General features: G+C 60.5%; 20 protein-coding genes and 1 pseudogene. 14 read left to right on the top strand and 7 right to left on the bottom strand.

The features are described from left to right. Window positions 1-105 precede the first annotated feature (105 nt). A pseudogene (locus FPT15_RS30465) lies at window positions 106-1,140 on the top strand (cache domain-containing protein); the annotation flags it as partial. A gap of 93 nt (window positions 1,141-1,233) precedes the next feature. Further along, a complete protein-coding gene (locus FPT15_RS30470) occupies window positions 1,234-1,998 on the top strand; it encodes a methyl-accepting chemotaxis protein (RefSeq protein WP_372241494.1) in 765 nt (254 codons plus the stop codon). Between the two features lie 36 nt (window positions 1,999-2,034). Here FPT15_RS30470 and FPT15_RS29860 read toward each other — a convergent pair whose 3' ends face one another. Then, window positions 2,035-2,205: a hypothetical protein gene (locus tag FPT15_RS29860; protein WP_178119744.1), complete on the bottom strand. Its 171-nt coding sequence runs from the start codon at window positions 2,203-2,205 to the stop codon at window positions 2,035-2,037. Between the two features lie 78 nt (window positions 2,206-2,283). Continuing rightward, window positions 2,284-3,132, bottom strand: a complete 849-nt coding sequence (gene purU, locus FPT15_RS24615) for a formyltetrahydrofolate deformylase (protein WP_005790961.1) — start codon at window positions 3,130-3,132, stop codon at window positions 2,284-2,286. Between the two features lie 349 nt (window positions 3,133-3,481). Here purU and mvaT point away from each other — a divergent pair, with 349 nt between their 5' ends. Then, window positions 3,482-3,856, top strand: coding sequence for a histone-like nucleoid-structuring protein MvaT (mvaT, locus tag FPT15_RS24625; protein ID WP_005790963.1), 375 nt, complete (start codon window positions 3,482-3,484; stop codon window positions 3,854-3,856). 90 nt (window positions 3,857-3,946) lie between these two features. Here mvaT and sbcB read toward each other — a convergent pair whose 3' ends face one another. Next, window positions 3,947-5,374, bottom strand: a complete 1,428-nt coding sequence (gene sbcB / locus FPT15_RS24630) for an exodeoxyribonuclease I (RefSeq protein WP_145165380.1) — start codon at window positions 5,372-5,374, stop codon at window positions 3,947-3,949. Window positions 5,375-5,541: 167 nt separating this feature from the next. On the opposite strand from sbcB, the gene FPT15_RS24635 reads away from it, so the two are divergent. Genes FPT15_RS24635 through FPT15_RS24660 form a run of 6 tightly spaced genes read left to right on the top strand, consistent with a single transcriptional unit; the run spans window position 5,542 to window position 12,209 of the window. After that, window positions 5,542-6,234 carry an RDD family protein gene (locus tag FPT15_RS24635; RefSeq protein ID WP_145165382.1) on the top strand — a complete coding sequence of 231 codons (693 nt, stop codon included), beginning with the start codon at window positions 5,542-5,544 and terminating at the stop codon, window positions 6,232-6,234. Further along, window positions 6,231-7,211, top strand: coding sequence for a stage II sporulation protein M (locus FPT15_RS24640; protein WP_145165384.1), 981 nt, complete (start codon window positions 6,231-6,233; stop codon window positions 7,209-7,211). Before FPT15_RS24635 ends, FPT15_RS24640 begins: the two co-directional genes overlap by 4 nt. Beyond that, window positions 7,198-8,724 carry a DUF4129 domain-containing protein gene (locus FPT15_RS24645; protein WP_145165386.1) on the top strand — a complete coding sequence of 509 codons (1,527 nt, stop codon included), beginning with the start codon at window positions 7,198-7,200 and terminating at the stop codon, window positions 8,722-8,724. Before FPT15_RS24640 ends, FPT15_RS24645 begins: the two co-directional genes overlap by 14 nt. Then, on the top strand, window positions 8,721-9,878 hold the full coding sequence (locus FPT15_RS24650) for a DUF4350 domain-containing protein (protein ID WP_145165388.1): 1,158 nt from the start codon (window positions 8,721-8,723) through the stop codon (window positions 9,876-9,878). Before FPT15_RS24645 ends, FPT15_RS24650 begins: the two co-directional genes overlap by 4 nt. Further along, window positions 9,875-10,870: a MoxR family ATPase gene (locus FPT15_RS24655; RefSeq protein ID WP_145165390.1), complete on the top strand. Its 996-nt coding sequence runs from the start codon at window positions 9,875-9,877 to the stop codon at window positions 10,868-10,870. The genes FPT15_RS24650 and FPT15_RS24655 overlap by 4 nt, the downstream gene beginning before the upstream one ends. 7 nt (window positions 10,871-10,877) lie before the next feature. Then, window positions 10,878-12,209, top strand: coding sequence for a DUF58 domain-containing protein (locus FPT15_RS24660; protein WP_145165392.1), 1,332 nt, complete (start codon window positions 10,878-10,880; stop codon window positions 12,207-12,209). Window positions 12,210-12,278: 69 nt separating this feature from the next. Here FPT15_RS24660 and FPT15_RS24665 read toward each other — a convergent pair whose 3' ends face one another. Next, complete coding sequence (locus FPT15_RS24665) at window positions 12,279-12,638, bottom strand: PilZ domain-containing protein (protein WP_145165394.1); 360 nt, start codon at window positions 12,636-12,638, stop codon at window positions 12,279-12,281. A 223-nt stretch (window positions 12,639-12,861) separates the two neighbouring features. Further along, complete coding sequence (locus FPT15_RS24670; RefSeq protein WP_106578362.1) at window positions 12,862-13,236, bottom strand: tol-pal system YbgF family protein; 375 nt, start codon at window positions 13,234-13,236, stop codon at window positions 12,862-12,864. Window positions 13,237-13,411: 175 nt separating this feature from the next. Here FPT15_RS24670 and pyk point away from each other — a divergent pair, with 175 nt between their 5' ends. Then, on the top strand, window positions 13,412-14,863 hold the full coding sequence (gene pyk, locus FPT15_RS24675) for a pyruvate kinase (protein WP_106578361.1): 1,452 nt from the start codon (window positions 13,412-13,414) through the stop codon (window positions 14,861-14,863). 195 nt (window positions 14,864-15,058) lie between these two features. Here the strand turns inward: pyk and FPT15_RS24680 are convergent, their stop codons facing one another. Next, window positions 15,059-15,808, bottom strand: coding sequence for an enoyl-CoA hydratase-related protein (locus FPT15_RS24680; RefSeq protein ID WP_145165396.1), 750 nt, complete (start codon window positions 15,806-15,808; stop codon window positions 15,059-15,061). Window positions 15,809-15,838: 30 nt separating this feature from the next. Next, window positions 15,839-16,771 carry an iron-sulfur-binding ferredoxin reductase gene (locus tag FPT15_RS24685; RefSeq protein ID WP_145165398.1) on the bottom strand — a complete coding sequence of 311 codons (933 nt, stop codon included), beginning with the start codon at window positions 16,769-16,771 and terminating at the stop codon, window positions 15,839-15,841. Between the two features lie 215 nt (window positions 16,772-16,986). Between FPT15_RS24685 and FPT15_RS24690 the strand changes: the two genes are divergently transcribed. The 4 genes from FPT15_RS24690 to FPT15_RS24705 all read left to right on the top strand — a co-directional run bounded on the left by FPT15_RS24690 (window position 16,987) and on the right by FPT15_RS24705 (window position 23,541). Next, window positions 16,987-18,510 (top strand): fumarate hydratase, encoded by a 1,524-nt coding sequence (locus FPT15_RS24690; RefSeq protein ID WP_005790979.1) that lies wholly within the window; start codon window positions 16,987-16,989, stop codon window positions 18,508-18,510. 339 nt (window positions 18,511-18,849) lie between these two features. Next, window positions 18,850-20,616, top strand: a complete 1,767-nt coding sequence (locus tag FPT15_RS24695; protein ID WP_145165400.1) for an ATP-binding protein — start codon at window positions 18,850-18,852, stop codon at window positions 20,614-20,616. Then, entirely contained in the window at window positions 20,610-21,935 is a 1,326-nt protein-coding gene (locus tag FPT15_RS24700; protein ID WP_145165401.1) for a sigma-54 dependent transcriptional regulator, read from the top strand. Before FPT15_RS24695 ends, FPT15_RS24700 begins: the two co-directional genes overlap by 7 nt. A 286-nt stretch (window positions 21,936-22,221) precedes the next feature. Next, the gene (locus tag FPT15_RS24705) at window positions 22,222-23,541 is read left to right on the top strand and encodes an MFS transporter (protein WP_145165403.1); all 1,320 of its coding nucleotides are present in this window, start codon (window positions 22,222-22,224) and stop codon (window positions 23,539-23,541) included. Window positions 23,542-23,552 lie beyond the last annotated feature (11 nt).

A 23,552-nucleotide genomic window follows, 5' to 3' on the forward strand; every position in this document is an offset into this window, starting at 1 on the left:
CACAGAGCTATCACCAGAAGTACCACACCTTTTTTGACGCTGCCATTTTGCGCATCCCATGAGGACGCGCTTCGGATACCAAGACCTTAGCGGACCCTTCAAGCCATGAATAAAAACCTGCGCTTCAGCCACAAAATCCTGCTTGCAGCCGCCCTTATCGTCATCGCCGCCTTCGCATTGTTTACCCTCTACAACGACTACCTGCAACGCAACGCGATTCGCGACGACCTCAATAATTACCTGCATGAAATGGGCGACGTCACCGCCAGCAATATTCAAACCTGGCTCACCGGACGCATAGCGCTGGTGGAAAACGCAGCACAGAACATCGCCATCAACCCCGAGCCCGCCGTGGTCGCCGGCCTGCTGGAACAGAAAGCCCTGACGTCCTCGTTCATGGCCACCTACGTGGGCGACAGCAAAGGCGCCTTCACCATCCGCCCCGACACCAAGATGCCCGATGGCTTCGACCCAAGGGTGCGCCCCTGGTACAAGGGCGCCCAGTCCAGCAATGGCTCAACCCTGACTGAACCGTACATTGATGCCGCCACCGGGAAACTGATCATTTCGGTCGCCACCCCCAGCACCACCACAACTGGCCAGAGCATCGGCGTGGTTGGCGGCGACCTGAGTCTGCAAACGCTGGTGGATAACATTGGCGCGCTGAACTTCGGCGGCATGGGTTATGCGTTCCTGGTCAGTGCCGATGGCAAAGTGCTCGTGCACCCGGACAAAAACCTGGTGATGAAGACCCTGGCCGACATGTACCCCAATCACACGCCGAAGATCAGTACTGACTTCAGTGAAGTTCAAGCCAACGGTAAAGACAACATCGTGACCTTTACACCGATCAAGGGCCTGCCCTCGGTGAACTGGTACCTGGGCATTTCGGTGGATAAAGACAAGTCGTTCGCCATGCTCAGCGAGTTCCGCAATTCGGCGATCATCGCCACGATCATCGCGGTGGTGATCATCATTGCGCTGCTGGGCATGCTCATCCGCGTGCTGTTGCAACCGCTGCACGTAATGACCCGCGCAATGCAGGACATCGCCGATGGCGAGGGCGACTTGACTCGCCGCCTGACCATCCAGAACAACGATGAGTTCGGCACGCTGGGCATTGCCTTCAACCGCTTCGTGGAGCGGATTCATACCTCGATCCGCGAAGTGTCTTCGGCCACCGAACAGGTCAACGAAGTCGCTTTGCGCGTGGTCAGTGCCTCCAATTCCTCGATGCTCAACTCCGACGAGCAGGCCAACCGCACCAACAGCGTCGCCGCCGCCATCAACGAACTGGGCGCCGCCGCCCAGGAAATCGCGCGCAACGCCGCACAAGCCTCCAGCCAGGCCAGCGATGCGCGGCACTTGGCCGAAGACGGCCAACAGGTGGTGGATCGCAATATCAAGGCAATGACCCAACTGTCAGCGATGATCAGTGCTTCGAGCAGCAATATAGAAGCGCTGAACAGCAAGACTGTGAACATCGGGCAAATTCTGGAGGTGATCACCAGCATCTCCCAGCAAACCAACCTGCTGGCACTGAACGCCGCCATCGAAGCGGCGCGTGCCGGGGAAGCCGGGCGCGGGTTTGCGGTCGTGGCCGATGAGGTGCGCAACCTGGCCCATCGCACTCAGGAGTCGGCGCAGCAAGTGCAGAAGATGATTGAGGAACTGCAAGTCGGCGCGCGCGACTCGGTCAGCACCATGAGTGAAAGCCAGCGCCACAGCCAGGACAGCGTGGAAATCGCCAACCTGGCCGGCGAGCGCTTGAACAGCGTGACCCAGCGCATTGGTGAGATCGACGGCATGAACCAGTCAGTGGCCACCGCTACCGAGGAGCAAACCTCGGTGGTGGAGTCGATCAACATGGACATTACCGAGATCAATACCCTCAACCAGGAAGGCGTGGAAAACCTGCAATCCACCCTGCGCGCCTGCACCGACCTGGAACAACAGGCCGCACGCTTGAAACAGTTGGTGGGCAGTTTCCGAATCTGAGCCCAGTGCCCGCCGTTTTTTTAGAGCGGCGGGCCGTTATTTTTCCGGAGGCTCGGATTTGGCCTGTTCGCGCTCCCACAACTCAGCGGCACCCGGAAACTCGGTGCCGTCCTCAGCATCCAGGTCATCCGGGTCATATCGACTTAAACACCCCTCCCCCAGCATCGCCGGGGCTTGGGAGGTGGCTTTGTCGAGTGGATCGCTCATTGATCAATCCCCAATAGCAGCAAAAAAAAAGGCCTGGGACGATTTAACGCCCAGGCCTGTGCTTCTTCAAGACCTGTATCAGAACACTACGGTCTTGTTGCCGTGCACGAGCACGCGATCTTCCAAGTGATAACGCAGGCCACGGGCCAGCACCATCTTCTCGACGTCACGGCCGAAACGCACCATGTCTTCAATGCTGTCGCTGTGGCTGACGCGTACCACGTCCTGCTCGATGATCGGGCCGGCGTCCAGTTCTTCGGTGACGTAATGGCACGTTGCGCCAATCAGCTTCACGCCACGCAGGGAGGCCTGGTGGTACGGCTTGGCACCCACAAACGACGGCAGGAAGCTGTGGTGAATGTTGATCACCTTGCCAGCGTATTCACGGCACAGTTCCGGCGGCAGAATCTGCATGTAGCGCGCCAGCACCACCACATCCGCTTCGTGCTGCTTGACCAGGCGGGAGACTTCGGCAAAGGCCGGCTCCTTGTCCTGCGGGTTGACCGGCACGTGGTAGTACGGGATGCCATGCCATTCGACCATGCTGCGCAGGTCGTCATGGTTGGAGATTACGCAAGCGATCTCGCAGTCCAGCTCATCACTGTGCCAGCGGTGCAGCAGGTCGGCCAGGCAATGGGACTCGCGGCTGGCCATCAGCACGACACGTTTTTTCTGCTCGGTGTCGGTGATGTGCCAGGTCATCGAAAACTCTTCAGCGATCGGCGCAAACGCCTCACGAAAAGCTTCAAGACCAAAGGGCAGCGTGTCGGCACGAATTTCGTGACGCATGAAAAACCAACCGCTGAGATCGTCCGAGTGATGGCTCGCCTCGGTGATCCAGCCGTTGTGGGAGGCCAGAAAGTTACTGACTTTGGCAACGATGCCAACCCGGTCCGGGCAAGCAATCACCAGCCGAAAAGTGCGCATTAGGGGGAAACTCCAGAACTTCGCAAAGGCGGCCATTCTAGCGATTGCGCAGAAAAACTGCAGTATTCCTTACGGCTTATTCTGCCCCCACCCTCAGGCTACAGCCCTTAATAGCGTAAGGTTTTACCAACGCTATATGCGTGTCCAACGTGATGCACGGGCAATTGTCGGAAAATAAACGAGATTATCTTTACGTCTACCACCTACTAATTAACTCGATTGCGTAGCAGCGCTACAAACATTCAAAGTAATTCACATAAATGCATCCTTAAATGTTTACTTGGGGTTAGTGCCTGACTATTATTAGGCCACTCTCCTGCCAATCCGCGCTCTACATAAGGTAGTCCACATGTCTCTGATCAACGAATACCGTGCCACCGAAGAAGCTATCAAAGAGCTGCAAGCCCGTTTGAAGAACCTGTCCCAAGACGACAAGCTGCAAACCGAGCTGGAATTCGAAGGCAAACTGCGCACCCTGATGGGTGAATACTCCAAATCCCTGCGTGACATCATCGCGCTGCTGGATCCAGAGTCGAAAGTTAAAGCACCCCGCGGCGCTGTGAAAACTACCGGCACCAAGCGCGCTCGCAAGGTCAAGCAATACAAGAACCCACACAATGGTGAAGTGATTGAAACCAAAGGTGGCAACCACAAGACGCTGAAAGAGTGGAAAGCCAAGTGGGGCGGCGACGTGGTTGAAGGCTGGGCTACCCTGCTGGGCTAAGCCTGGTCGGGCTCTCGCCTGATAAGCGACACAATAAAAAACGCCAGCTTGCTGGCGTTTTTTATTGTCCGAATATTCTCCAATGCCTGACTACAGGTTCAGCCGGGCGGCTAAAGAGTCGGCATACTCCTGCCATTGATCCAGCACCTGACACTGAAACGATGTAGCACTAACAGCCAACTCCTCGCGCGCCTGTTTAAATGCCAACAGGGTAGTCGGCGCGCCCCACTCCGAACTCGACAACCGTTGCTGACAGAAAAGTTTCCAGCGCTGTTGCTCCTCGTTGTTCAAGGTGTCAGGAAAGTTACGCGCGCGGTAGCGGAATAATAATTCCGGCAAACGATGATCATCAAATGGCCACTGCTGATGCGCCAGATGTAAAGGCTCGGCTGCCCGGACTTGTTCGCATAAACGACGATCGCGATCACCAATAAAACCGTCATAGAGCTGCTGCTCGGGATCCGCACTCGGCGCAAAATCTTCCTCGGCATAAATAGCCGCCAACTTATCGCGCCAAACTTCGTGTGCGTCAGTTAGTCGCAGTGCACGTGCCTGGCACGTGTCCATATCCAATTGAAGTCGCTCGCGGTCCTGCGCCCGCAGCACGTTCAATGGGGCAACGACCGGGCAGCGGTTGATATGCACTAACTTGAGCGGCACTGGCAGTTCGCCTTCCGCCAGGTCGCCACGGCGCGTGTAGAGGCGCTGGCGCAAGGTATCGGCGTCCAGATCCAGCAACCCCTGCGGGTCCAGCCCAAGGTCACAGACGATCAATGCATTGCGATTGCGCGGGTGCCAGGCCAGCGGCAGCACCACGCCCAAGTAGTGACGCTCGGCGGAAAAGCGCCCGGATATATGGACCATCGGTTGCAACAGGCGTACCTGATCCATCACCCGCTGCTTGCTGCGCAGTTGAAACAGCCACTCATACAACTTGGGCTGTTTCTCGCGGACCAGACGCGCCAGGGCGATCGTGGCTCGCACGTCCGACAAGGCGTCGTGGGCCTGGCCATGATCGATTCCGTTGGCGGCGGTCAAACGCTCAAGCTTGAGGGTGACGCGCCCATCCTGCTCTGGCCAGACGATCCCTTCCGGGCGAAGTGCGTAGGCCGTGCGCACCACATCGATCAAATCCCAGCGACTGTTGCCGCCCTGCCATTCACGGGCGTAAGGGTCGAAAAAATTGCGATACAAACTGTAGCGCGTCATTTCATCGTCAAAACGCAACGTGTTGTAACCGGCACCGCAAGTACCCGGTGCGGCCAGTTCGGCATGCACTCGGGTCATGAAGTCGGCTTCGGCCAGGCCTTTGTCCGCCAGAACGTCAGGGGTGATGCCGGTGATCGCGCAGGCGGCCGGATGAGGCAGGATATCGTCGCTGAGCTGGCAATAAAGGTTGACCGGCGGGCCGATCTCGTTGAGTTCGAGGTCGGTACGAATACCGGCAACCTGAAGCGGGCGATCGCTGCGCGGATTGATGCCGGTGGTTTCATAGTCGTACCAGAAAATGGAGGTCACGGGCTATTCCTGTGCTGAAGACCGGCAAAGTCTAGGCGCTGTTGGCCGTCCGGGGCCAGCGATACCTTGGCTGTACAAATATCCAGCAAAACCTTGAATGGTTGCTTCCACCGGCGACACTGCTAGCATCCGTGTCTCTTAGCCGCTTCGCACTGCCAGGGATCGCAATGCCGAAAAACCCTTTGGATACCCGCTACCAGATCGAGACCCCTGAAGGCATAGATCTGCCCTTGCGCCCGGCAGGCCTGCCGCCGCGGGTACTGGCCTTTGCTTTCGACCTGGGCTTGCGTGGCTTGGTCATGGGCATCCTGCTCGTGCCGCTGGCCCTGTTGGGCAATATTGGTATTGGCCTGGGTTCATTGCTGCTGTTTCTGGTCAGCTGGTGGTACATGGTCTTGTTCGAAGTGCTCAATCAAGGCTGCTCTCCAGGCAAGCAGGTCATGGGCCTGCGGGTCGTACAGGACGATGGCACGCCTGTCGGCTGGTCCGCCTCGCTGATCCGCAACCTGCTGCGCTTTGTCGACATGCTGCCCTTCGGCTACTTCCTCGGCGCCATCAGTTGCCTGCAACACCCTCATTTCAAACGGCTCGGCGACCTCGCCGCCGGCACCCTGGTGATCTACCGCGAACAATCACTGGCCCGCCCCCGGATACCCCAAGCGGCTGCGTTGCGCCTGCCCTTCGCCCTTGACCTGAGCGAACAGCGCGCCATTCTCGGCTTCGCCGAACGCCAGGGCGAACTCTCTACCGAACGGGTGCATGAACTGGCGTCCATCCTCGCGACCCCTCTGCAAGTGTCCCCTGCACGCGCCGTAGAGCAACTCAATGGTGTGGCCCGTGGCTTGTTGGGGCCGACATGAAGCAGAGCCTGTTCGAAAGCCGTCACCAGTCCCAGTGGCAGGCCTTTGCGGCGCAACTGACACAGTTGGAGCAAGGCAAGGCTAAAGCCAGCGACGTGACGGACTTCCCCCATAACTATCGACGCCTGTGCCAGCACCTCGCGCTGGCACAGGAGCGTGGCTACAGCAGTTATCTGGTAGATCCGCTGCAGCAATTGGCCCTGCGCGGCCACCAGCAGCTCTATCGCCATCGCAGTCAATTGGGAGCAAAGGTTCTGAGTTTCGTCCTGGCCGACTTCCCGCGCCTGGTACGAGAGCAATGGCGCTTCGTGTTAATCGCCGGCCTGTTGTTTTTCGGCAGCCTGCTGGGAATAGCCCTGCTGGTTTACCTGTTTCCCGACCTGATCTACAGCATCGTCAGCGCCCAGCAGGTCGCCGAGATGCAAAGCATGTACGACCCCGCTGCCAGCCGCCTTGGGCGCGCCGCCGAGCGAGCCTCCAGCGAAAACTGGATGATGTTCGGCTACTACGTGATGCACAACATCGGCATCGCCTTCCAGACCTTTGCAGCCGGGCTACTGTTTGGTCTTGGCAGCGTGTTTTTTCTGATCTTCAACGGCTTGATCATCGGCGCAATCTGCGGCCATCTCACCGAAATTGGCTATGGCCAGACCTTCTGGTCGTTTGTCATCGGCCACGGTGCATTCGAGCTGACCGCCATCGCCCTGGCCGGCGCTGCGGGTTTGCAACTGGGGTGGTCGCTGATCGCTCCGGGACCGCTCGCTCGCAGCGAATCCCTGCGGTTGGCGGCGCGCAAAAGCGTGCAGATGCTCTGCGGTGTGATGGTGTTCCTGCTGATCGCTGCGTTGATAGAGGCGTATTGGTCTTCCACCACCGCTATCACACCTTGGATCAAATACCTGGTGGGCGCCGCGCTTTGGCTGCTGGTGGCCGCTTACCTGATTCTTGCAGGGCGGGCTCACCATGCGCCTGAGTGACGCCAGCGTGGTAATTCGCCCCCGCACTGCCTGGGAGGCCATGGACCTTGGCGTGTTGATGGCCAGGGAGCATCGCTGGCTGTTGATGAGCAGTTGGGCGCTGGTGAGCTTGCCGGTATTCGCCTTGCTCACCGTGTTGTTATGGGAGTCTCCCTCTGCCGCTGTTTTTCTGTTCTGGTGGCTCAAACCGGCGTTCGATCGGCTGCCGTTGTACATCCTGTCCAAGGCACTGTTTGGTGAAACACCCAGCGTCAAACAAGCTGTGCGCCATTGGCCACGACTGCTGAAAAGCCAGCTGCTGGTCAGCCTGACCTGGCGGCGTCTGAGCCTGAGCCGCAGTTTCGTGCTGCCAGTGAGCCAACTCGAAGGCCTGGGTGGCCAGGCGCGTCAACACCGCCTTGGCGTGCTGTTACAACGCAACGCAGGGGCTGCGCGCTGGCTGACAATCATTGGCATGCACCTGGAAATCGGCCTGTGGTTTGGTTGCATGGCGCTGTTCTACCTCTTCATTCCTGAACAACTTGAACGGGATTGGGACTGGCAACGACTAGTGCTCGCCACCCGTTCGCAAGGGCTGTGGCTGGAGCATCTGGGCAACGCGTTCTATGCGCTGATATTGGTGTTCTGGGAGCCTATCTACGTCGCCTGCGGTTTCAGCCTATACCTCAACCGCCGTACCGTGCTGGAGGCCTGGGACCTGGAACTGGTATTCCGGCGTTTACGCCAGCGCCTGGGCAGCGTGGCGACGCTACTGCTGTTGGCGGTCGGACTGATGCTGCAGGCCAGCCCACAGGTCATGGCGGATGAGTCCGGTAGCCCAAAGCAACTGAGCACCCCGGCTGCGAGTCAATCCATCAAGACCCTGCTGGCCCTCCCCCCGTTTAAAAACCCGGAAACCGTCACCCGCTATCGCTTCGGCGAAGACCAGCCTGCGGCCAAAGGCACCGCGCACGGTGATGGCAAATTACCCGGATGGCTACAGGCACTGCTCGATCACCTCAACAGCAACACCTTCAAACACCTAGGCCAGGGATTGGAAATACTCCTGTGGAGCCTGTTGATTGGAGGCCTCGCGTTGCTCGGTTGGCACTACCGCGACGGGTTGCAGGCTTTTGTCAGTCGGCGTGCAATCAGTCAACCCAGGGTTACCAAGCCCGCTCCAACGCAGTTATTCGGCCTGGAACTGGGCATAGACACTTTGCCCGACGACATCGCCAGCACTGCCGAACACTTATGGCCCACACAACCACGGCAAGCCCTCAGCCTTCTGTACCGAGGCCTGCTCAGCCACCTGTTGCATGACTACAACATGCCACTGAAAACCGCCGACACCGAAGGCCAGGTCCTGGAGCGTGTTCACCAATTACAACAACCGCAGCTGCTGGTGTTTAGTGATGAGCTGACACGCCACTGGCAGAACCTGGCCTACGGCCACCGGCTGCCCCCGCTCGCCGCCCAGCAAAAGCTCTGCAGCGACTGGCGCGCGTTATTCAAGTCGGACGCCGCGCAATGAACCGCCTGTTACTGTGGGCAGGTGTACTGCTGGCGTGCCTGCTGGGGGCCGGTGCATTTTATGCCTGGCACAAAGCGATCCCTTATGACGAAGTGGTTGATCGCGGCCCATCGCCCCAAGCGCGGGAGAATCCCTATTTGGCGGCAGAGTACTTTCTGCGCCAGCAAGGCCTGAGCGTCGAGCATGCCAATAGCCTTGAACGCCTCGCTCACCTCCCGCCAAAAGGCCACAGCCTTCTGCTGTTGGGTGATCGCGCCAACATGACCCCACGCCAGGTGGATCAACTGCTGGAGTGGGCGAAGTCCGGTGGCCATTTGCTGGTGGTCGCCGAAGCGCTGTGGGATGAAGAGACAGGTAAAAGCGGCGACCTGCTGCTTGATCGGTTGAACATCCACCAGACATTGAGCGAAACCTTCGATGAACCAGCCTCGGCGCGCAAAAAGAAAACGCCGGGCCTGACCAAACTCTACGTCGACAATGAAACCGCCCCGGCGTACTTCAGTTTCGATACCGACTTCAACCTCACCGATCCCAAACACCTGGCACAGTTTTCAGCCAACAGCGCCAAATCCAGCCATCTCATGCAACGCAACCTCGGGCACGGCACCGTAACCGTGGTAACCGACAACGAGCTGTGGAAAACCCCGGGCATCGGCCAACACGATAACGCCTGGCTGCTGTGGTACCTCAACCAAGGTACTGGCGTGACCTTGTTGTTCAACAGCGACGTAGACAGCCTGTTGACCCTATTGATGCGCTATTTCCCCCAAGCCTTGGTGGCACTCCTGGCGCTGATTGCCCTGGCACTCTGGCAGACCGGCCTGCGCCAGGGCCCGATCCAGGCGCCTGCGCCCAGGGCACGTCGGCAGTTGCAGGAGCATTTGAAGGCCAGCGCCGATTTCCTGCTGCGCCGCACCGGCCAGGGCACGCTCTTGCACGCCCTGCAGCGTGACATTCAGCGCGCTGCCCGCCGACGTCACCCTGGCTTTGAACACCTCGACACCGCTCAACAGTGGCAGGTACTTGAACGCCTGACGCGCCAACCCTCCCACATCATCAGTCAGGCCCTAGGCCCACTCCCGGCAAAACGGCTCACCAGCGCCGATTTCAGCCGTCAGGTGGCATGCCTGCAAACCCTCAGGAATGCCCTATGAGCGAACTCCCTGCAGCCACTGCCCCTACCGCCGAAAGCCTTCAACACGCCAGCCAGCAGGCACAGGCCCTGCGCGTTGAACTGCGCAAGGCGGTGATTGGCCAGGATCAGGTGATCGACGACGTACTGACCGCGCTGATCGCTGGCGGGCATGTCCTGCTCGAAGGCGTACCCGGCCTGGGCAAGACGTTGCTGGTGCGTGCCCTGGCACGTTGCTTTGGTGGTGATTTCGCGCGTATCCAGTTCACACCGGACCTGATGCCCAGCGATGTCACCGGCCACGCCGTGTATGACCTGCACACCGAGCAGTTCAAGCTGCGCAAGGGGCCGCTGTTCACTCACTTGCTGCTGGCCGATGAAATCAACCGCGCTCCGGCCAAGACTCAAGCCGCCTTGCTTGAAGCCATGCAGGAGCGCCAAGTCACTCTCGAAGGCGAGGCGCTGCCTATCGGTCAGCCCTTCATGGTGCTGGCGACCCAGAACCCTATCGAACAGGAAGGTACTTACCCCCTGCCCGAAGCCGAACTCGACCGTTTCATGCTCAAGGTGCGCATGGACTACCCCGATGCTCGGCAAGAACTGGAGATGGTGCGCGAAGTGACTCGCTCGTCCCGGGCAGACATGCTCGATGTGCACCCGCTACGTACAGTGCTGCAGGCCCAGGACGTGTTGCACCTGCAGCAGGTTGCGAGCGAACTGGCGCTGGATGAGCAAGTCCTCGACTACGCCGTGCGCCTGGCGCGAGCCACCCGCACGTGGCCTGGGCTGGCCATCGGCGCCGGCCCTCGGGCCTCCATCGCCCTGGTTCGCGGGGCCCGGGCACGCGCTTTGTTGCGTGGCGGTGAATTCGTCACCCCTGACGATATCAAGGGGTGCGCGCTGGCTGTGCTGCGTCACCGGGTGCGCATTGCGCCGGAACTGGACATCGACGGGCTCGAGGTAGAACAAGTGCTCCAGCAACTGCTGGACCAGATCGCGGCGCCCCGGCAGTGACTCGTCCATGAAGCCGACCCGCCTGTTGCTCAGCTGGCTGAGCGTGCTGCTGGGCCTGAACATCCTGCTCGGCGCCGCAACGGCGCTGCAGCTTAAAGTGCCCGACACACTGCACTCGATAGCCTGGGGCTTGTTACTGGCGCTGTTGCTGCTGGCGCTGCTGGATGCCGTGCGCCTGCGGCGTCGCCCCGGTGTGCAAGTACAACGGCAAATGCCGGGCAGCCTGGCACTCGGACGCTGGGGAGAAGTGCGCCTGACCCTGACGCACGATCACTCGCAACCAATGACAGTGAAGGTGTTCGATCATGTTCCTGACGGCTTGAGCATGGAAAACCTGCCCCAAAGCATTGAACTGCGCCCCGGTGAACACAGCGAACTTGGCTACCGCCTGCGGCCTTTGCGCCGTGGACACTTCAGCTTCAGCCGCTGTGAAATTCATCTGCCCAGCCCCATTGGGCTATGGTCGGCACGGCAATTTGTCGAGGTCAGCGATACGACTCGCGTCTACCCGGATTTCGCTCACTTATACGGCGCACAGTTGCTCGGTGTGGATAACTGGCTCAGCCAACTCGGCGTGCGCCAACGCCAGCGAAGGGGCCTGGGGCTGGAGTTCCACCAACTGCGCGAATTTCGCGAGGGTGACAGCCTGCGCCAGATCGATTGGAAGGCCACCGCACGACAACGCACACCCATCGCCCGTGAATACCAGGACGAGCGCGACCAGCAGATTGTGTTCATGCTCGATTGCGGTCGACGCATGCGCAGTCAGGACGGCGATTTGTCACATTTCGACCATGCACTCAACGCCTGCCTGTTGCTCAGTTATGTCGCGCTGCGTCAGGGCGATGCCGTGGGGCTGAGCACCTTTGCCAGTGACCAGCCGCGTTACCTGGCGCCGGTCAAGGGCAGCGGCCAGCTGAACCTGCTGCTCAAGGCGGTGTACGACCTGGATACCACCCGCCGCACGGCCGACTATCAAGCTGCGGCCAGCCAACTGCTGGCCCGGCAAAAACGCCGGGCGCTGGTGATCGTGGTCACCAATCTGCGCGATGAGGACGATGAAGCACTGCTGACAGCGGTCAAGCGCATCAGCCGACAGCATCGGGTACTGGTGGCCAGCCTGCGGGAGGAAGTACTCGATGATTTGCGCCAAGCCCCCGTGCAAACCCTGCCCGAAGCATTGGCTTATTGCGGGACGGTCGACTACCTCAATGCACGCAACGAACTCCATGACCGGTTGAGCGCCCATGGGTTATCCGTACTGGACACGCCCCCATCAGCGTTGGGGGCCGCGCTCGTCACGCGTTATCTGGGTTGGAAAAAAGCCGGAGTGTTCTAAAAGCGTGCTGACACAAACACCTTGCCAAGGCCGGGCTAACGATCCAACCCGGGCCAACACGTTCAATGCCTAAGCGGATGCCTGTAACGGATCGAAGCTGAAGTAATTCAACAAGGCGCTGATCAGCTGGCTGTACTCTTCGCCCGCCTCGATCACGCTGAACCCCGAGTCGTAGTGCTGCGGGTTGATGTCTTCATGGCTCCACAAGCAGGTCGCGGTCAGGTCAATTGCCTGGCACTCGCCGGTCGGGCCAGGAATTTTCAGACGCAACTCGAAATCCACGTCGACCATCATGGGCAACTGGCTGATCAACATCAGCCCACTTTCGGACGCGTTGCCCAGAAAACCGATAGGTTTATCGGTAACACGGTTGAATACCTGCAGGAAGCAAGGTAGCTGGTGCCGCTCGATCCGTCGGTGGGTAAACATGTGAGATCGCCATCCAATGGCCATGCCCTGGCCGGTCCAGTGATTCGGAACGAGCCAATGGCTCGCTCTCCCTGGATCTCGGTGTGCCAACAGACGTCGCTATGGTCACTAAACAACTGCCGAATCCGGGCCTCGCATTCGTTCGAATAGAAACTTGTACAAACGAACATCCAAAGGATAGCTCAAGACTGGCGACGGGCCAGCTATAGCATGACAAATATCATTACAACGACGCCGGCCGTGTCTGTGCAGCACTGGCGCCGGGGTAATGCCCCAACTGCTGCAGGGTGTCGAGCCTGGCTCGCGCACGGTAGGCGTACTCACTTGTCGGGTACTGGCTGATGATGAATTGGTAGGTCTGGACGGCATCCACGAACAATTTCTGTCGCTCCAGGCATTGGCCGCGCAACATCGAGACCTCCGGTTGCACGTAGCGACGAGTGCGGCTCTCGCGGTCAACCTGGGACAATTCCAGCGTGACGCGCTCGCAATCACCCACCCCATAGGCACGGTAAGCGTTGTTTAAATGATGGTCCATCGACCAGCGGGTACAGCCGACAACACTGACGGCCAGGGCAGCAACGAGCAAAATTCGCATGGGGGTTCTCCTGTCTTGAGCAGTGTATCGACCCCTCGTCGAAAATCTTCAAGGATGTTCGTCTATTCAACCGCTGCAAAAACAAGCCAATCGTCGATAAGTAGTGCAAACGAACAATGACTACAACGAAAGAGCATAGTAGCCTTCTCCAGCGCTTGAACTCAGGAGTCTGTGCATGTCCGTCCGTCGTACCAAAATCGTCGCCACCCTTGGCCCGGCCAGTAACTCGCCGGAAGTCCTCGAACAGCTGATTCTGGCTGGTTTGGACGTTGCCCGTCTGAACTTCTCCCACGGCACCCCGGACGAGCACAAGGCTCGCGCCAAGCTGGTGCGTGACCTGGCCGCCAAGCACGGCCGCTTCGTGGCGCTGCTGGGTGACCTGCAAGGCCCGAAAATCCGTATCGCCAAATTCGCCAACAAGCGTATCGAGCTGAAGATCGGTGACAAGTTCACCTTCTCCACAAGCCATCCGCTGACCGAAGGCAACCAGCAAGTCGTGGGTATCGACTACCCGGATCTGGTCAAGGACTGCGGCGTCGGCGACGAACTGCTGCTGGACGATGGCCGCGTGGTCATGCGCGTCGACACCGCCACCCCGACCGAACTGCACTGCACCGTGATCATCGGTGGCCCGCTGTCCGACCACAAAGGCATCAACCGTCGCGGCGGTGGCCTGACGGCCCCGGCGCTGACTGAAAAAGACAAGGCCGACATCAAGCTCGCCGCCGAAATGGAAGTGGACTACCTCGCCGTGTCCTTCCCGCGCGACGCTGCCGACATGGAGTACGCCCGTAAACTGCGCGACGAAGCCGGCGGTACTGCCTGGCTGGTAGCGAAGATCGAACGCGCCGAAGCCGTTGCCGATGACGAAACCCTCGACGGCCTGATCAAGGCTTCCGACGCTGTAATGGTTGCGCGTGGCGACCTGGGCGTGGAAATCGGTGACGCCGAGCTGATCGGCATCCAGAAAAAGATCATCCTGCACGCCCGCCGCCATAACAAAGCGGTGATCGTGGCGACCCAGATGATGGAGTCGATGATCCAGAACCCGATGCCAACCCGCGCCGAAGTGTCCGACGTAGCCAACGCCGTGCTCGACTACACCGACGCCGTGATGCTCTCGGCTGAAAGTGCTGCCGGCCCGTACCCGTTGGAAGCCGTACAAGCCATGGCGCGGATCTGCGTCGGTGCCGAAAAGCACCCGACCAGCAAGACCTCCAGCCACCGCATCGGCAAAGTGTTCGAAAGCTGCGACCAGAGCATCGCCCTGGCAGCCATGTACACTGCCAACCACTTCCCGGGCGTTAAAGCGATCATCGCCTTGACCGAAAGTGGCTACACGCCGTTGATCATGTCGCGCATCCGTTCCTCGGTGCCGATCTACGCGTTCTCCCCGCACCGTGAAACCCAGGCCCGTGCGGCCATGTTCCGTGGCGTGTACACCGTGCCGTTCGACCCGGCCTCGTTGCCGCCGCATGAAGTCAGCCAGGCTGCCATCGACGAACTGATCAAGCGCGGCGTTGTGGAGAAAGGCGACTGGGTCATCCTGACCAAGGGCGACAGCTACCACACCATCGGTGGCACCAACGGCATGAAGATCCTGCACGTTGGCGACCCAATGGTCTGAGTGACAGGCTGAAAAACAAAAGCCCCGCCATGAGAATGGCGGGGCTTTTTGCATGTCCGGCTGGCGGTTGTGTTGGCGTCACTGGCCTCTTCGCGAGCAAGCCCGCTCCCACATTTGACCGCGTACACGCTGAAGAAACACGCTCGAATGTGGGAACGAGCTTGCTCGCGAAGACCTCAGAACAATCGACAAAATCTAGCGCCTGGTGACAAAAGCCGACAACGCCGCAATCGCCTCTGGCGATTTCAACCGCTGCGTAAACAACGCCCCCTCCTCTTCAATCACTTGGCGCAACTGCTCGCGATCCACACTTTTCATCAAGTGTTTGCTGACTTGCACCGCCCCCGGCGCCAGGGTTTCAAAGCGTTCAGCCACTTCCCGCGCCTTGGCCAGCGCCGCTTCACCGCTGCTCAACGCCTGCGTGGCAATGCCCCACGCGGCCGCCTGCTCACCGGTGAATCCCTCGCCCAGCAGCAACAGCTCAGCTGCTTTGGCATGCCCCAGCAATCGCGGCAGGATCAGGCTTGAGCCAAACTCCGGACACAGCCCAAGGTTGACGAATGGCATGCGCAAGCGCGCGTCGCGGCTGATATAGACCAGGTCGCAGTGCAGCAGCAGGGTCGTGCCGATGCCCACCGCCGCGCCGGCCACAGCAGCGATCACTGGCTTGCGGCAATTGAGCAGGCTTTTCATAAAGTGAAACGGCGGGCTGTCGAGGTCGCTGGGCGGCTGTTCGAGGAAATCGCCGATGTCATTACCGGCGGTAAAACACTCACGGCTGCCCTGAATCAGCACGGCACGGATGTCTGGGTCCGCATCGGCCTGCTCCAACGCGTGGGCCAATTGCGTGTACATGGCGCGGGTCAGGGCGTTTTTCTTGTCCGGGCGGTTGAGCTGCAAGGTCAGCAGCCCGCGTTCGCGTTGCAGCAGGATGGCGTCGGTCATGGTGGATCTCGCGGCTGTAGAAATCAGCGCTCAACCACGGGGCACAAACACATCGGCCAGCAGTTGATTGCGCGGCAGACCGGCCAGGAACAAGCGCTTGGAAAACGCCTCGACGCTGACAGGGTGCCCGCAGAGTAAGGCCAGAGTTTGCCGCGAAACAAGCCGCAGTTGCGCCAATGCCTGGGTCAACTCAGCCGCAGTCCACAGCTCCACGGTGACGTTTGGATGCTGCAAAGCCAACTGCGCCAGGGGCTCGGCCAGGTAATGCGCGTCGGCATCATGAGCCAGGTGAATCACACGGATGGCGCCCTGATGATCCTGGCGCAACGCCTCGCGCAGCACGCCCCATAACGGCCCAAGCCCGGTGCCGGCGGCCAGTAGCCATAGCGGCCGCGAATGCCAGTCGGGATCGTATTGCAGCGCCCCGCCCCTCAACTCGCCCAGGCGCAGGTCGTCTCCCACTTGCAACTGGCGGGCAGTATTTATGAATTCACCGGGCTGTCGGCAATCGAGGTGAAACTCCAGGAACGGATCTTCCTGAGGCAAGCTCGCCAGGGAATAGGGCCGCGCCACCTGTCCAGCCCACACCACCAGATGCTGCCCGGCGCGATAACGCAGGCCACGCTCCGGTTGCAAGCGCAGGCGCAACACACTCGCATTCAACCAGTCGACGCCCACCACCTTGGCGGGCAAACCGTCACGCAGCGGGTCGAACGTTTCGACTTGCACGTCCCCGACAACCTGGCATTGGCACGCCAAACGCCACCCCTGCTGACGTTGCGCCGGGCTCAAGGCGTCGGGTTGTGTGTCCTCGACCGCACCCTGGCAGCGCACCAGGCACGCATGGCAACTGCCCGCCCGACAACTGTAAGGCACGGCCACACCCGCCAGATTCAGGGCATCCAGCAAGTTGCTGCCGGTGGCTACCGACCAGTGGCGTTCGCCGACGTGCAGTTCAGGCATATAAGGTCTCAATCAGAAGAGGCGCGCACAGGGAATCATGCCTGCGACAGTTTGACCATAGTCGGGTGTATCGGCCACCGCGCCGGGTTATACTGCCGCGCCTTTTTAGCGTCGCGCCTGCACCTACGGCGTGCCTTGGAAAGGTGGACTCAGCCGACCGATGTACCCCACTGAGCCACCTTTATTGAATGTTCCCTTATAGAGGAGCGCGACTCATGACCGTGATCAAGCAAGACGACCTGATTCAGAGCGTTGCCGACGCCCTGCAATTCATTTCCTACTACCACCCCGTTGACTTCATCCAGGCGATGCACGAAGCCTACCTGCGCGAAGAATCGCCGGCAGCCCGTGACTCCATTGCGCAGATCCTGATCAACTCGCGCATGTGCGCCACCGGCCATCGCCCGATCTGCCAGGACACCGGTATTGTTACCGTGTTCGTGCGCGTGGGCATGGACGTACGTTGGGATGGCGCCACCATGGGCCTGGACGACATGATCAACGAGGGCGTGCGTCGCGCCTACAACCTGCCGGAAAACGTCCTGCGTGCATCGATCCTCGCCGACCCGGCAGGTGCGCGTAAAAACACAAAGGACAACACCCCGGCCGTGATCCACTACTCCATCGTCCCGGGTAACACCGTGGAAGTGGACGTGGCAGCCAAGGGCGGCGGTTCCGAGAACAAGTCGAAAATGGCCATGCTCAACCCGTCCGACTCGATCGTCGACTGGGTGCTCAAGACCGTTCCGACCATGGGCGCCGGTTGGTGCCCACCGGGCATGCTGGGCATCGGCATCGGCGGCACCGCCGAGAAAGCCGCAGTGATGGCCAAGGAAGTGTTGATGGAGTCCATCGACATCCACGAGCTGAAAAAGCGCGGCCCGCAGAACCGTATCGAAGAGATGCGTCTGGAGCTGTTCGAGAAGGTCAACCAACTGGGCATCGGCGCCCAGGGCCTGGGTGGCCTGACCACCGTGCTCGACGTGAAAATCATGGACTACCCGACCCACGCCGCCTCGCTGCCGGTGTGCATGATCCCCAACTGCGCCGCCACCCGTCACGCACACTTCGTGCTCGACGGTTCGGGCCCGGCGTCGCTGGAAGCGCCATCGCTGGACGCCTACCCGGAAATCGTCTGGGAAGCCGGCCCATCGGCCCGCCGCGTCAACCTCGACACGCTGACCCCGGAAGAAGTGCAAAGCTGGAAGCCAGGCGAAACTGTGTTGCTCAACGGCAAGATGCTCACTGGCCGCGACGCGGCGCACAAGCGCATGGTCGAGATGCTGAACAAGGGCGAAACCCTGCCGGTAGACCTCAAGGGTCGCTTCATCTACTACGTCGGCCCGGTTGATCCGGTGCGCGAAGAAGTGGTTGGCCCGGCTGGCCCGACCACCGCCACGCGGATGGACAAGTTCACCCGTCAGATCCTCGAGCAGACAGGCCTGTTGGGCATGATCGGCAAATCCGAGCGCGGCCCGACCGCCATCGAAGCGATCAAGGACCACAAAGCCGTGTACTTGATGGCTGTGGGCGGTGCGGCATACCTGGTGGCGCAAGCCATCAAGAAGTCGCGCGTAGTCGCGTTCGCCGAACTGGGCATGGAAGCGATCTACGAGTTCGACGTCAAGGACATGCCGGTCACCGTTGCGGTGGACAGCAAGGGCGAATCCGTACACATCACCGGTCCTGCCATCTGGCAGAAAAAGATCAGTGAAAGCCTGGCGGTAGAAGTGCAGTAAGCACTTCACTGCGAGGATAAAGGCGACTGCGGCTCATGGCCCAGTCGCCTTTTTTATGGCCTGCTCATTCCTCTAGGCCAGTGGGGTCTGTTACGGCTGGAGGGCATGTTGTGGCCAGAGGGATTGGTTGTGGCGAGCGGGCTTGCCCCGCGTAGGGGGGGCGAAGCCGCCCCAATAAGGCCACCGCAGTGTGCCAGGCATATCGCGGGGGCAGTTTTTAGGGCGGCTTCGCCCCCCCTACGCGGGGCAAGCCCGCTCGCCACAACAAGCCCGCTCGCCACAAACTGAACGGCGTGCATGCTATGGTGCTCACCCCTTACCGTGCCTGTTCATCACTGTATGATCGCAATCCCACGCCCCCTGCGCCTGACCTTCTATTCCCTGTTGATCATCGCCGGAGCGGTGCTGGCCGCTGCGTTGGCCACTCGACATGCCGAACGCCAAGCCTTGGTGGATGACGCCGCCCGCGCCAATCAACAGCTCACGCTCTATGGCAATTCCCTGCACACCCTGATCGAACGCTACCGCGCCCTGCCCGCCGTACTGGCGCTGGATTCGGAAATGATCAGCGCCTTGAAAGGCCCGCTCGACGCCACCACCCAAGACCTGCTCAACCGCAAACTGGAGCGCATCAACGGCGCAGCACAGTCCTCAACCCTGGAACTGATGGACCGCAACGGCCTGGCCGTGGCCGCCAGTAACTGGAACTTGCCGAGCAGTTATGTCGGCCACAACTACGCGTTTCGCCCCTATTTCAGCCAGACCTTGAGCCAAGGCACCGGGCGTTTTTATGCGGTTGGGGTAACCACCGGCATTCCGGGTTACTTCCTCTCCAGCGCGGTGGTCGATGAACACGAGCAGTTTCTCGGTGCCATGGTCGTGAAGCTCGAACTCTCCGAACTTGAACGTGAGTGGGCCCAGGGCAATGACCTGCTGCTGGTCAGCGACGCGCGCGGCATCGTGTTTATCGCCAACCAGCCGGGCTGGCGTTATCGCAACCTGCGGCCGCTGTCGGCCAGCGACCTTGCCGAACTCAAGGCCACGCGCCAATACGATAAAAAGCAATTACAGCCGCTGCAAACCCAGACGCTGCAGCGCTTCGACGAAAACAGCCACCTGATGGGCGTCAATGGCCCTGACGGCAATGCCAACTACATCTGGGAATCCCTGCCACTGAAGGCCGAAGGCTGGACCCTGCACCTGCTGCGCAAACCGCAGTTCGCCTTTGAGGATCAGCGCAACGCCGGCCTCGCCGCTGCAGGTTCGTGGCTGGCGCTGGTGTTTCTGGTGCTGTTCCTGACCCAGCGCTGGCGCCTGGCCCGCCTGCGCCAGCGCAGCCGCGAGGAGTTGGAGCAGCTTGTGGAGGAGCGCACCCAGGCGCTGCGCACGGCCCAGGATGGCTTGGTGCAATCGGCCAAACTGGCGGCACTGGGCCAGATGTCCGCCGCACTCGCCCATGAAATCAACCAGCCGCTGACCGCCCAACGCATGCAGTTGGCGACTCTGCGCCTGCTGCTGGACCACGGCCGCGTGGACGATGCCTACCAAGCGCTCACACCGCTGGACGACATGCTCACGCGCATGGCCGCACTCACCGGCCACCTCAAGACCTTCGCGCGCAAAAGCCCCAGCGGCTTGCGCGAAAAGCTCGACCTGGCCACCGTCGTCGACCAATCCCTGCACTTGCTCGACGCGCGCCTGCGCGACGAAGCCATCGGCGTGGTGCTGGACCTGGCCCGCCCCGCCTGGGTTCGCGGTGATGCCATCCGCCTGGAGCAGGTGTTGATCAACCTGCTGCGCAACGCCTTGGATGCGATGGCCGACAAGCCACGCAAACGCCTGGAGATCCGCCTGCACGCCGACCAGCAGATGTGGCGACTGACCGTCAGCGACAGCGGCGGCGGCATTGCAGAAGAACACTTGAGCAGCGTGTTCGACCCGTTCTTTACCACCAAACCCGTCGGAGACGGCCTCGGCCTCGGGCTGGCGGTGTCCTACGCTATCGTGCATGAACTGGGCGGGCGCCTGCTCGCCGGCAACCGTGGCGACGGCGCAATATTCACCTTGACCTTACCGATTGCGCTGGAGACGCCCGACCTATGTTGAACGCCGTGATTGTGGTCGATGACGAAGCCAGCATTCGCACGGCCGTCGAACAATGGTTGAGCCTGTCAGGGTTTGACGTGCAGTTGTTCAGCCGCGCCGAGGAGTGCCTGGCGCACCTGCCCAGGGACTTTGCCGGGGTGATCTTGAGCGATGTGCGCATGCCCGGGCTCAGCGGCCTGGAACTGCTGGCCGAAGTGCAACGCCGGGATGCCGATTTGCCGGTGATTCTGCTCACCGGCCACGGCGATGTGCCGATGGCGGTGGAAGCGATGCGCGACGGGGCCTATGACTTTCTGGAAAAGCCCTTCAGCCCCGACGCCTTGCTCAACAGCCTGCGCCGCGCCCTGGACAAACGCGGGCTGATCCTGGAAAACCGTCGTCTGCATCAACAGGCCGACCATCGCGCGCAGCTCGAATCGAGCCTGCTGGGCGTGTCCCGAGGCTTGCAGAACCTGCGACGTCAGGTGCTCGACCTGGCGAACCTGCCGGTCAATGTGTTGATCCGTGGCGAGACCGGCAGCGGTAAAGAGCTGGTCGCGCGCTGCCTGCACGATTTTGGCCCGCGCGCAAAAAAGCCGTTTGTAGCGCTCAACTGCGCCGCCATCCCCGAGCAGTTGTTTGAGGCCGAATTGTTCGGCCACGAAAGTGGCGCGTTCACCGGAGCCCAAGGCAAGCGTATTGGCAAGCTGGAATATGCCCATGGCGGCACGCTGTTCCTGGATGAAATCGAAAGCATGCCGCTGGCTCAGCAGGTGAAGTTGCTGCGCGTATTGCAGGAACAAAAGCTCGAGCGACTGGGCTCCAACCAAAGCATTCACGTGGACTTGCGCATCATTGCCGCCACCAAGCCGGACCTGCTGGAAGAGGCGCGCGCCGGGCGTTTTCGCGAAGACTTGGCCTACCGACTGAACGTCGCACAACTGCGCCTGCCGCCATTGCGCGAGCGCCGTGAAGATATTCCGCTACTGTTCGACCACTTTGCCCACAGCGCCGCCGAGCGCCTGGGCCGCAGCGCCGAGCCCTTAAGCGGCGCGCAACTGGGGCGGCTGCTCAGCCATGATTGGCCGGGTAATGTGCGTGAACTGGCCAACGTCGCCGAGCGCCAAGTGCTGGGCCTGGGTGAACCGGAGCCGGAAGGTATCGAGGCCGGGCAATCCCTGGCGGCGCAGCAGGAAGCCTTCGAAGCGCATTGCCTGAAAGCGGCGCTGGTGCGCCACAAGGGCGATATCAAGGCGGTGTTGGCGGAGCTGCAACTGCCGCGCAGAACCTTGAATGAAAAAATGCAGCGGCATGGGTTGGTGCGGGAGATGTTTCTCTAGGCCAATCGTTGTGTTGACTGGCAGGCCGCTATCGGGGGCAAGCCCCCTCCCACACTTGAGCGTGTTCACAAATCAAAATGTGGGAGGGGGCTTGCCCCCGATAAGGACAGCAGCCATAAGCGGATTTCCGCTCATCACCTGAAAATCATCAGCAAATTTCCGCTCAATAAAATCTTGTAACCCTTCTATTCCGAGCCTTCACCCACCTGGCACAGCTCCTGCTATAGCCCCAGCCAGGCAGTGCTCAAGCACGCTCCATAAAAACAACTAGATGAAGGATCCTTCAATGGATAACTCCAACTCCCTGCCTCTGGGGTCGGCGGCTGCGCCGGCAAAAGAACGCAGTACTTCCAGCCGGATCAAATCGATTTTCAGCGGTTCGGTCGGCAACATGGTCGAGTGGTACGACTGGTACGTCTACGCCGCCTTCTCGCTGTACTTCGCCAAGGCCTTCTTTCCGAAAGGCGACACCACCGCCCAACTGCTGAACACCGCCGCGATCTTCGCCGTGGGCTTCCTGATGCGCCCGATCGGTGGCTGGCTGATGGGGCTGTATGCCGACCGTGCCGGTCGCAAAGCGGCCTTGATGGCGTCGGTGCTGTTGATGTGCTTCGGCTCACTGATCATCGCCCTGAGCCCGGGTTATGAAACCATCGGCGTCGGCGCACCGATCCTGCTGGTGTTCGCCCGCCTGCTGCAAGGTCTGTCGGTGGGTGGCGAGTACGGTACCTCGGCCACTTACTTGAGCGAAATGGCGACCAAGGAACGTCGCGGCTTCTTCTCCAGCTTCCAATACGTGACGCTGATCTCCGGCCAACTCATCGCGCTGGCAGTATTGATCGTGCTGCAACAGGTGCTCACCACCGAACAACTGTACGACTGGGGCTGGCGCATCCCGTTCGCCATCGGCGCCCTGTGCGCAGTGGTCGCGCTGTACCTGCGTCGTGGCATGGAAGAAACCGAGTCGTTCACCAAAAAGGAAAAGGCCAAGGAAAGCGCCATGCGCACCTTGATGCGCCACCCCAAGGAACTGATGACCGTGGTCGGCCTGACCATGGGCGGCACCCTGGCGTTCTACACCTACACCACCTACATGCAGAAATACCTGGTGAACACGGTGGGCATGAGCATTTCCGACTCCACCACCATTTCGGCGGCCACGCTGTTTCTGTTCATGTGCCTGCAACCTATTGTCGGCGGGCTGTCGGACAAGGTTGGCCGCCGGCCGATCCTGATCGCCTTCGGTATCCTCGGCACCTTGTTTACCGTCCCGATCCTTACCACCCTGCACACCATCCAGACCTGGTGGGGCGCGTTTTTCCTGATCATGGCGGCACTGATCATCGTCAGCGGCTACACCTCGATCAACGCGGTGGTGAAGGCCGAGCTGTTCCCTACGGAAATCCGTGCCTTGGGCGTGGGCCTGCCGTATGCGCTGACCGTGTCGATCTTCGGCGGTACCGCTGAATACATCGCGCTGTGGTTCAAGAGCATTGGCATGGAAACCGGCTACTACTGGTATGTGACGGCCTGTATTGCGGTGTCGCTGGTGGTCTACGTGACCATGAAAGACACCCGCAAGCATTCGCGCATTACCACGGACTAAACAATGTGGGA

This window comes from Pseudomonas sp. RGB, from assembly GCF_007713445.1.
In the GTDB taxonomy this organism is placed as follows: domain Bacteria; phylum Pseudomonadota; class Gammaproteobacteria; order Pseudomonadales; family Pseudomonadaceae; genus Aquipseudomonas.

What these genes read in the sequence shown, in the direction of transcription:
- FPT15_RS30470 (WP_372241494.1), top strand. Translation starts at nt 1,234, where the DNA reads ATGCTCAACTCCGACGAGCAGGCCAACCGCACCAACAGCGTCGCCGCC.
- FPT15_RS29860 (WP_178119744.1), bottom strand. Translation starts at nt 2,205, where the DNA reads ATGAGCGATCCACTCGACAAAGCCACCTCCCAAGCCCCGGCGATGCTG.
- purU (WP_005790961.1), bottom strand. Translation starts at nt 3,132, where the DNA reads ATGCGCACTTTTCGGCTGGTGATTGCTTGCCCGGACCGGGTTGGCATC.
- mvaT (WP_005790963.1), top strand. Translation starts at nt 3,482, where the DNA reads ATGTCTCTGATCAACGAATACCGTGCCACCGAAGAAGCTATCAAAGAG.
- FPT15_RS24635 (WP_145165382.1), top strand. Translation starts at nt 5,542, where the DNA reads ATGCCGAAAAACCCTTTGGATACCCGCTACCAGATCGAGACCCCTGAA.
- FPT15_RS24640 (WP_145165384.1), top strand. Translation starts at nt 6,231, where the DNA reads ATGAAGCAGAGCCTGTTCGAAAGCCGTCACCAGTCCCAGTGGCAGGCC.
- FPT15_RS24645 (WP_145165386.1), top strand. Translation starts at nt 7,198, where the DNA reads ATGCGCCTGAGTGACGCCAGCGTGGTAATTCGCCCCCGCACTGCCTGG.
- FPT15_RS24650 (WP_145165388.1), top strand. Translation starts at nt 8,721, where the DNA reads ATGAACCGCCTGTTACTGTGGGCAGGTGTACTGCTGGCGTGCCTGCTG.
- FPT15_RS24655 (WP_145165390.1), top strand. Translation starts at nt 9,875, where the DNA reads ATGAGCGAACTCCCTGCAGCCACTGCCCCTACCGCCGAAAGCCTTCAA.
- FPT15_RS24660 (WP_145165392.1), top strand. Translation starts at nt 10,878, where the DNA reads ATGAAGCCGACCCGCCTGTTGCTCAGCTGGCTGAGCGTGCTGCTGGGC.
- FPT15_RS24665 (WP_145165394.1), bottom strand. Translation starts at nt 12,638, where the DNA reads ATGTTTACCCACCGACGGATCGAGCGGCACCAGCTACCTTGCTTCCTG.
- FPT15_RS24670 (WP_106578362.1), bottom strand. Translation starts at nt 13,236, where the DNA reads ATGCGAATTTTGCTCGTTGCTGCCCTGGCCGTCAGTGTTGTCGGCTGT.
- pyk (WP_106578361.1), top strand. Translation starts at nt 13,412, where the DNA reads ATGTCCGTCCGTCGTACCAAAATCGTCGCCACCCTTGGCCCGGCCAGT.
- FPT15_RS24680 (WP_145165396.1), bottom strand. Translation starts at nt 15,808, where the DNA reads ATGACCGACGCCATCCTGCTGCAACGCGAACGCGGGCTGCTGACCTTG.
- FPT15_RS24685 (WP_145165398.1), bottom strand. Translation starts at nt 16,771, where the DNA reads ATGCCTGAACTGCACGTCGGCGAACGCCACTGGTCGGTAGCCACCGGC.
- FPT15_RS24690 (WP_005790979.1), top strand. Translation starts at nt 16,987, where the DNA reads ATGACCGTGATCAAGCAAGACGACCTGATTCAGAGCGTTGCCGACGCC.
- FPT15_RS24695 (WP_145165400.1), top strand. Translation starts at nt 18,850, where the DNA reads ATGATCGCAATCCCACGCCCCCTGCGCCTGACCTTCTATTCCCTGTTG.
- FPT15_RS24700 (WP_145165401.1), top strand. Translation starts at nt 20,610, where the DNA reads ATGTTGAACGCCGTGATTGTGGTCGATGACGAAGCCAGCATTCGCACG.
- FPT15_RS24705 (WP_145165403.1), top strand. Translation starts at nt 22,222, where the DNA reads ATGGATAACTCCAACTCCCTGCCTCTGGGGTCGGCGGCTGCGCCGGCA.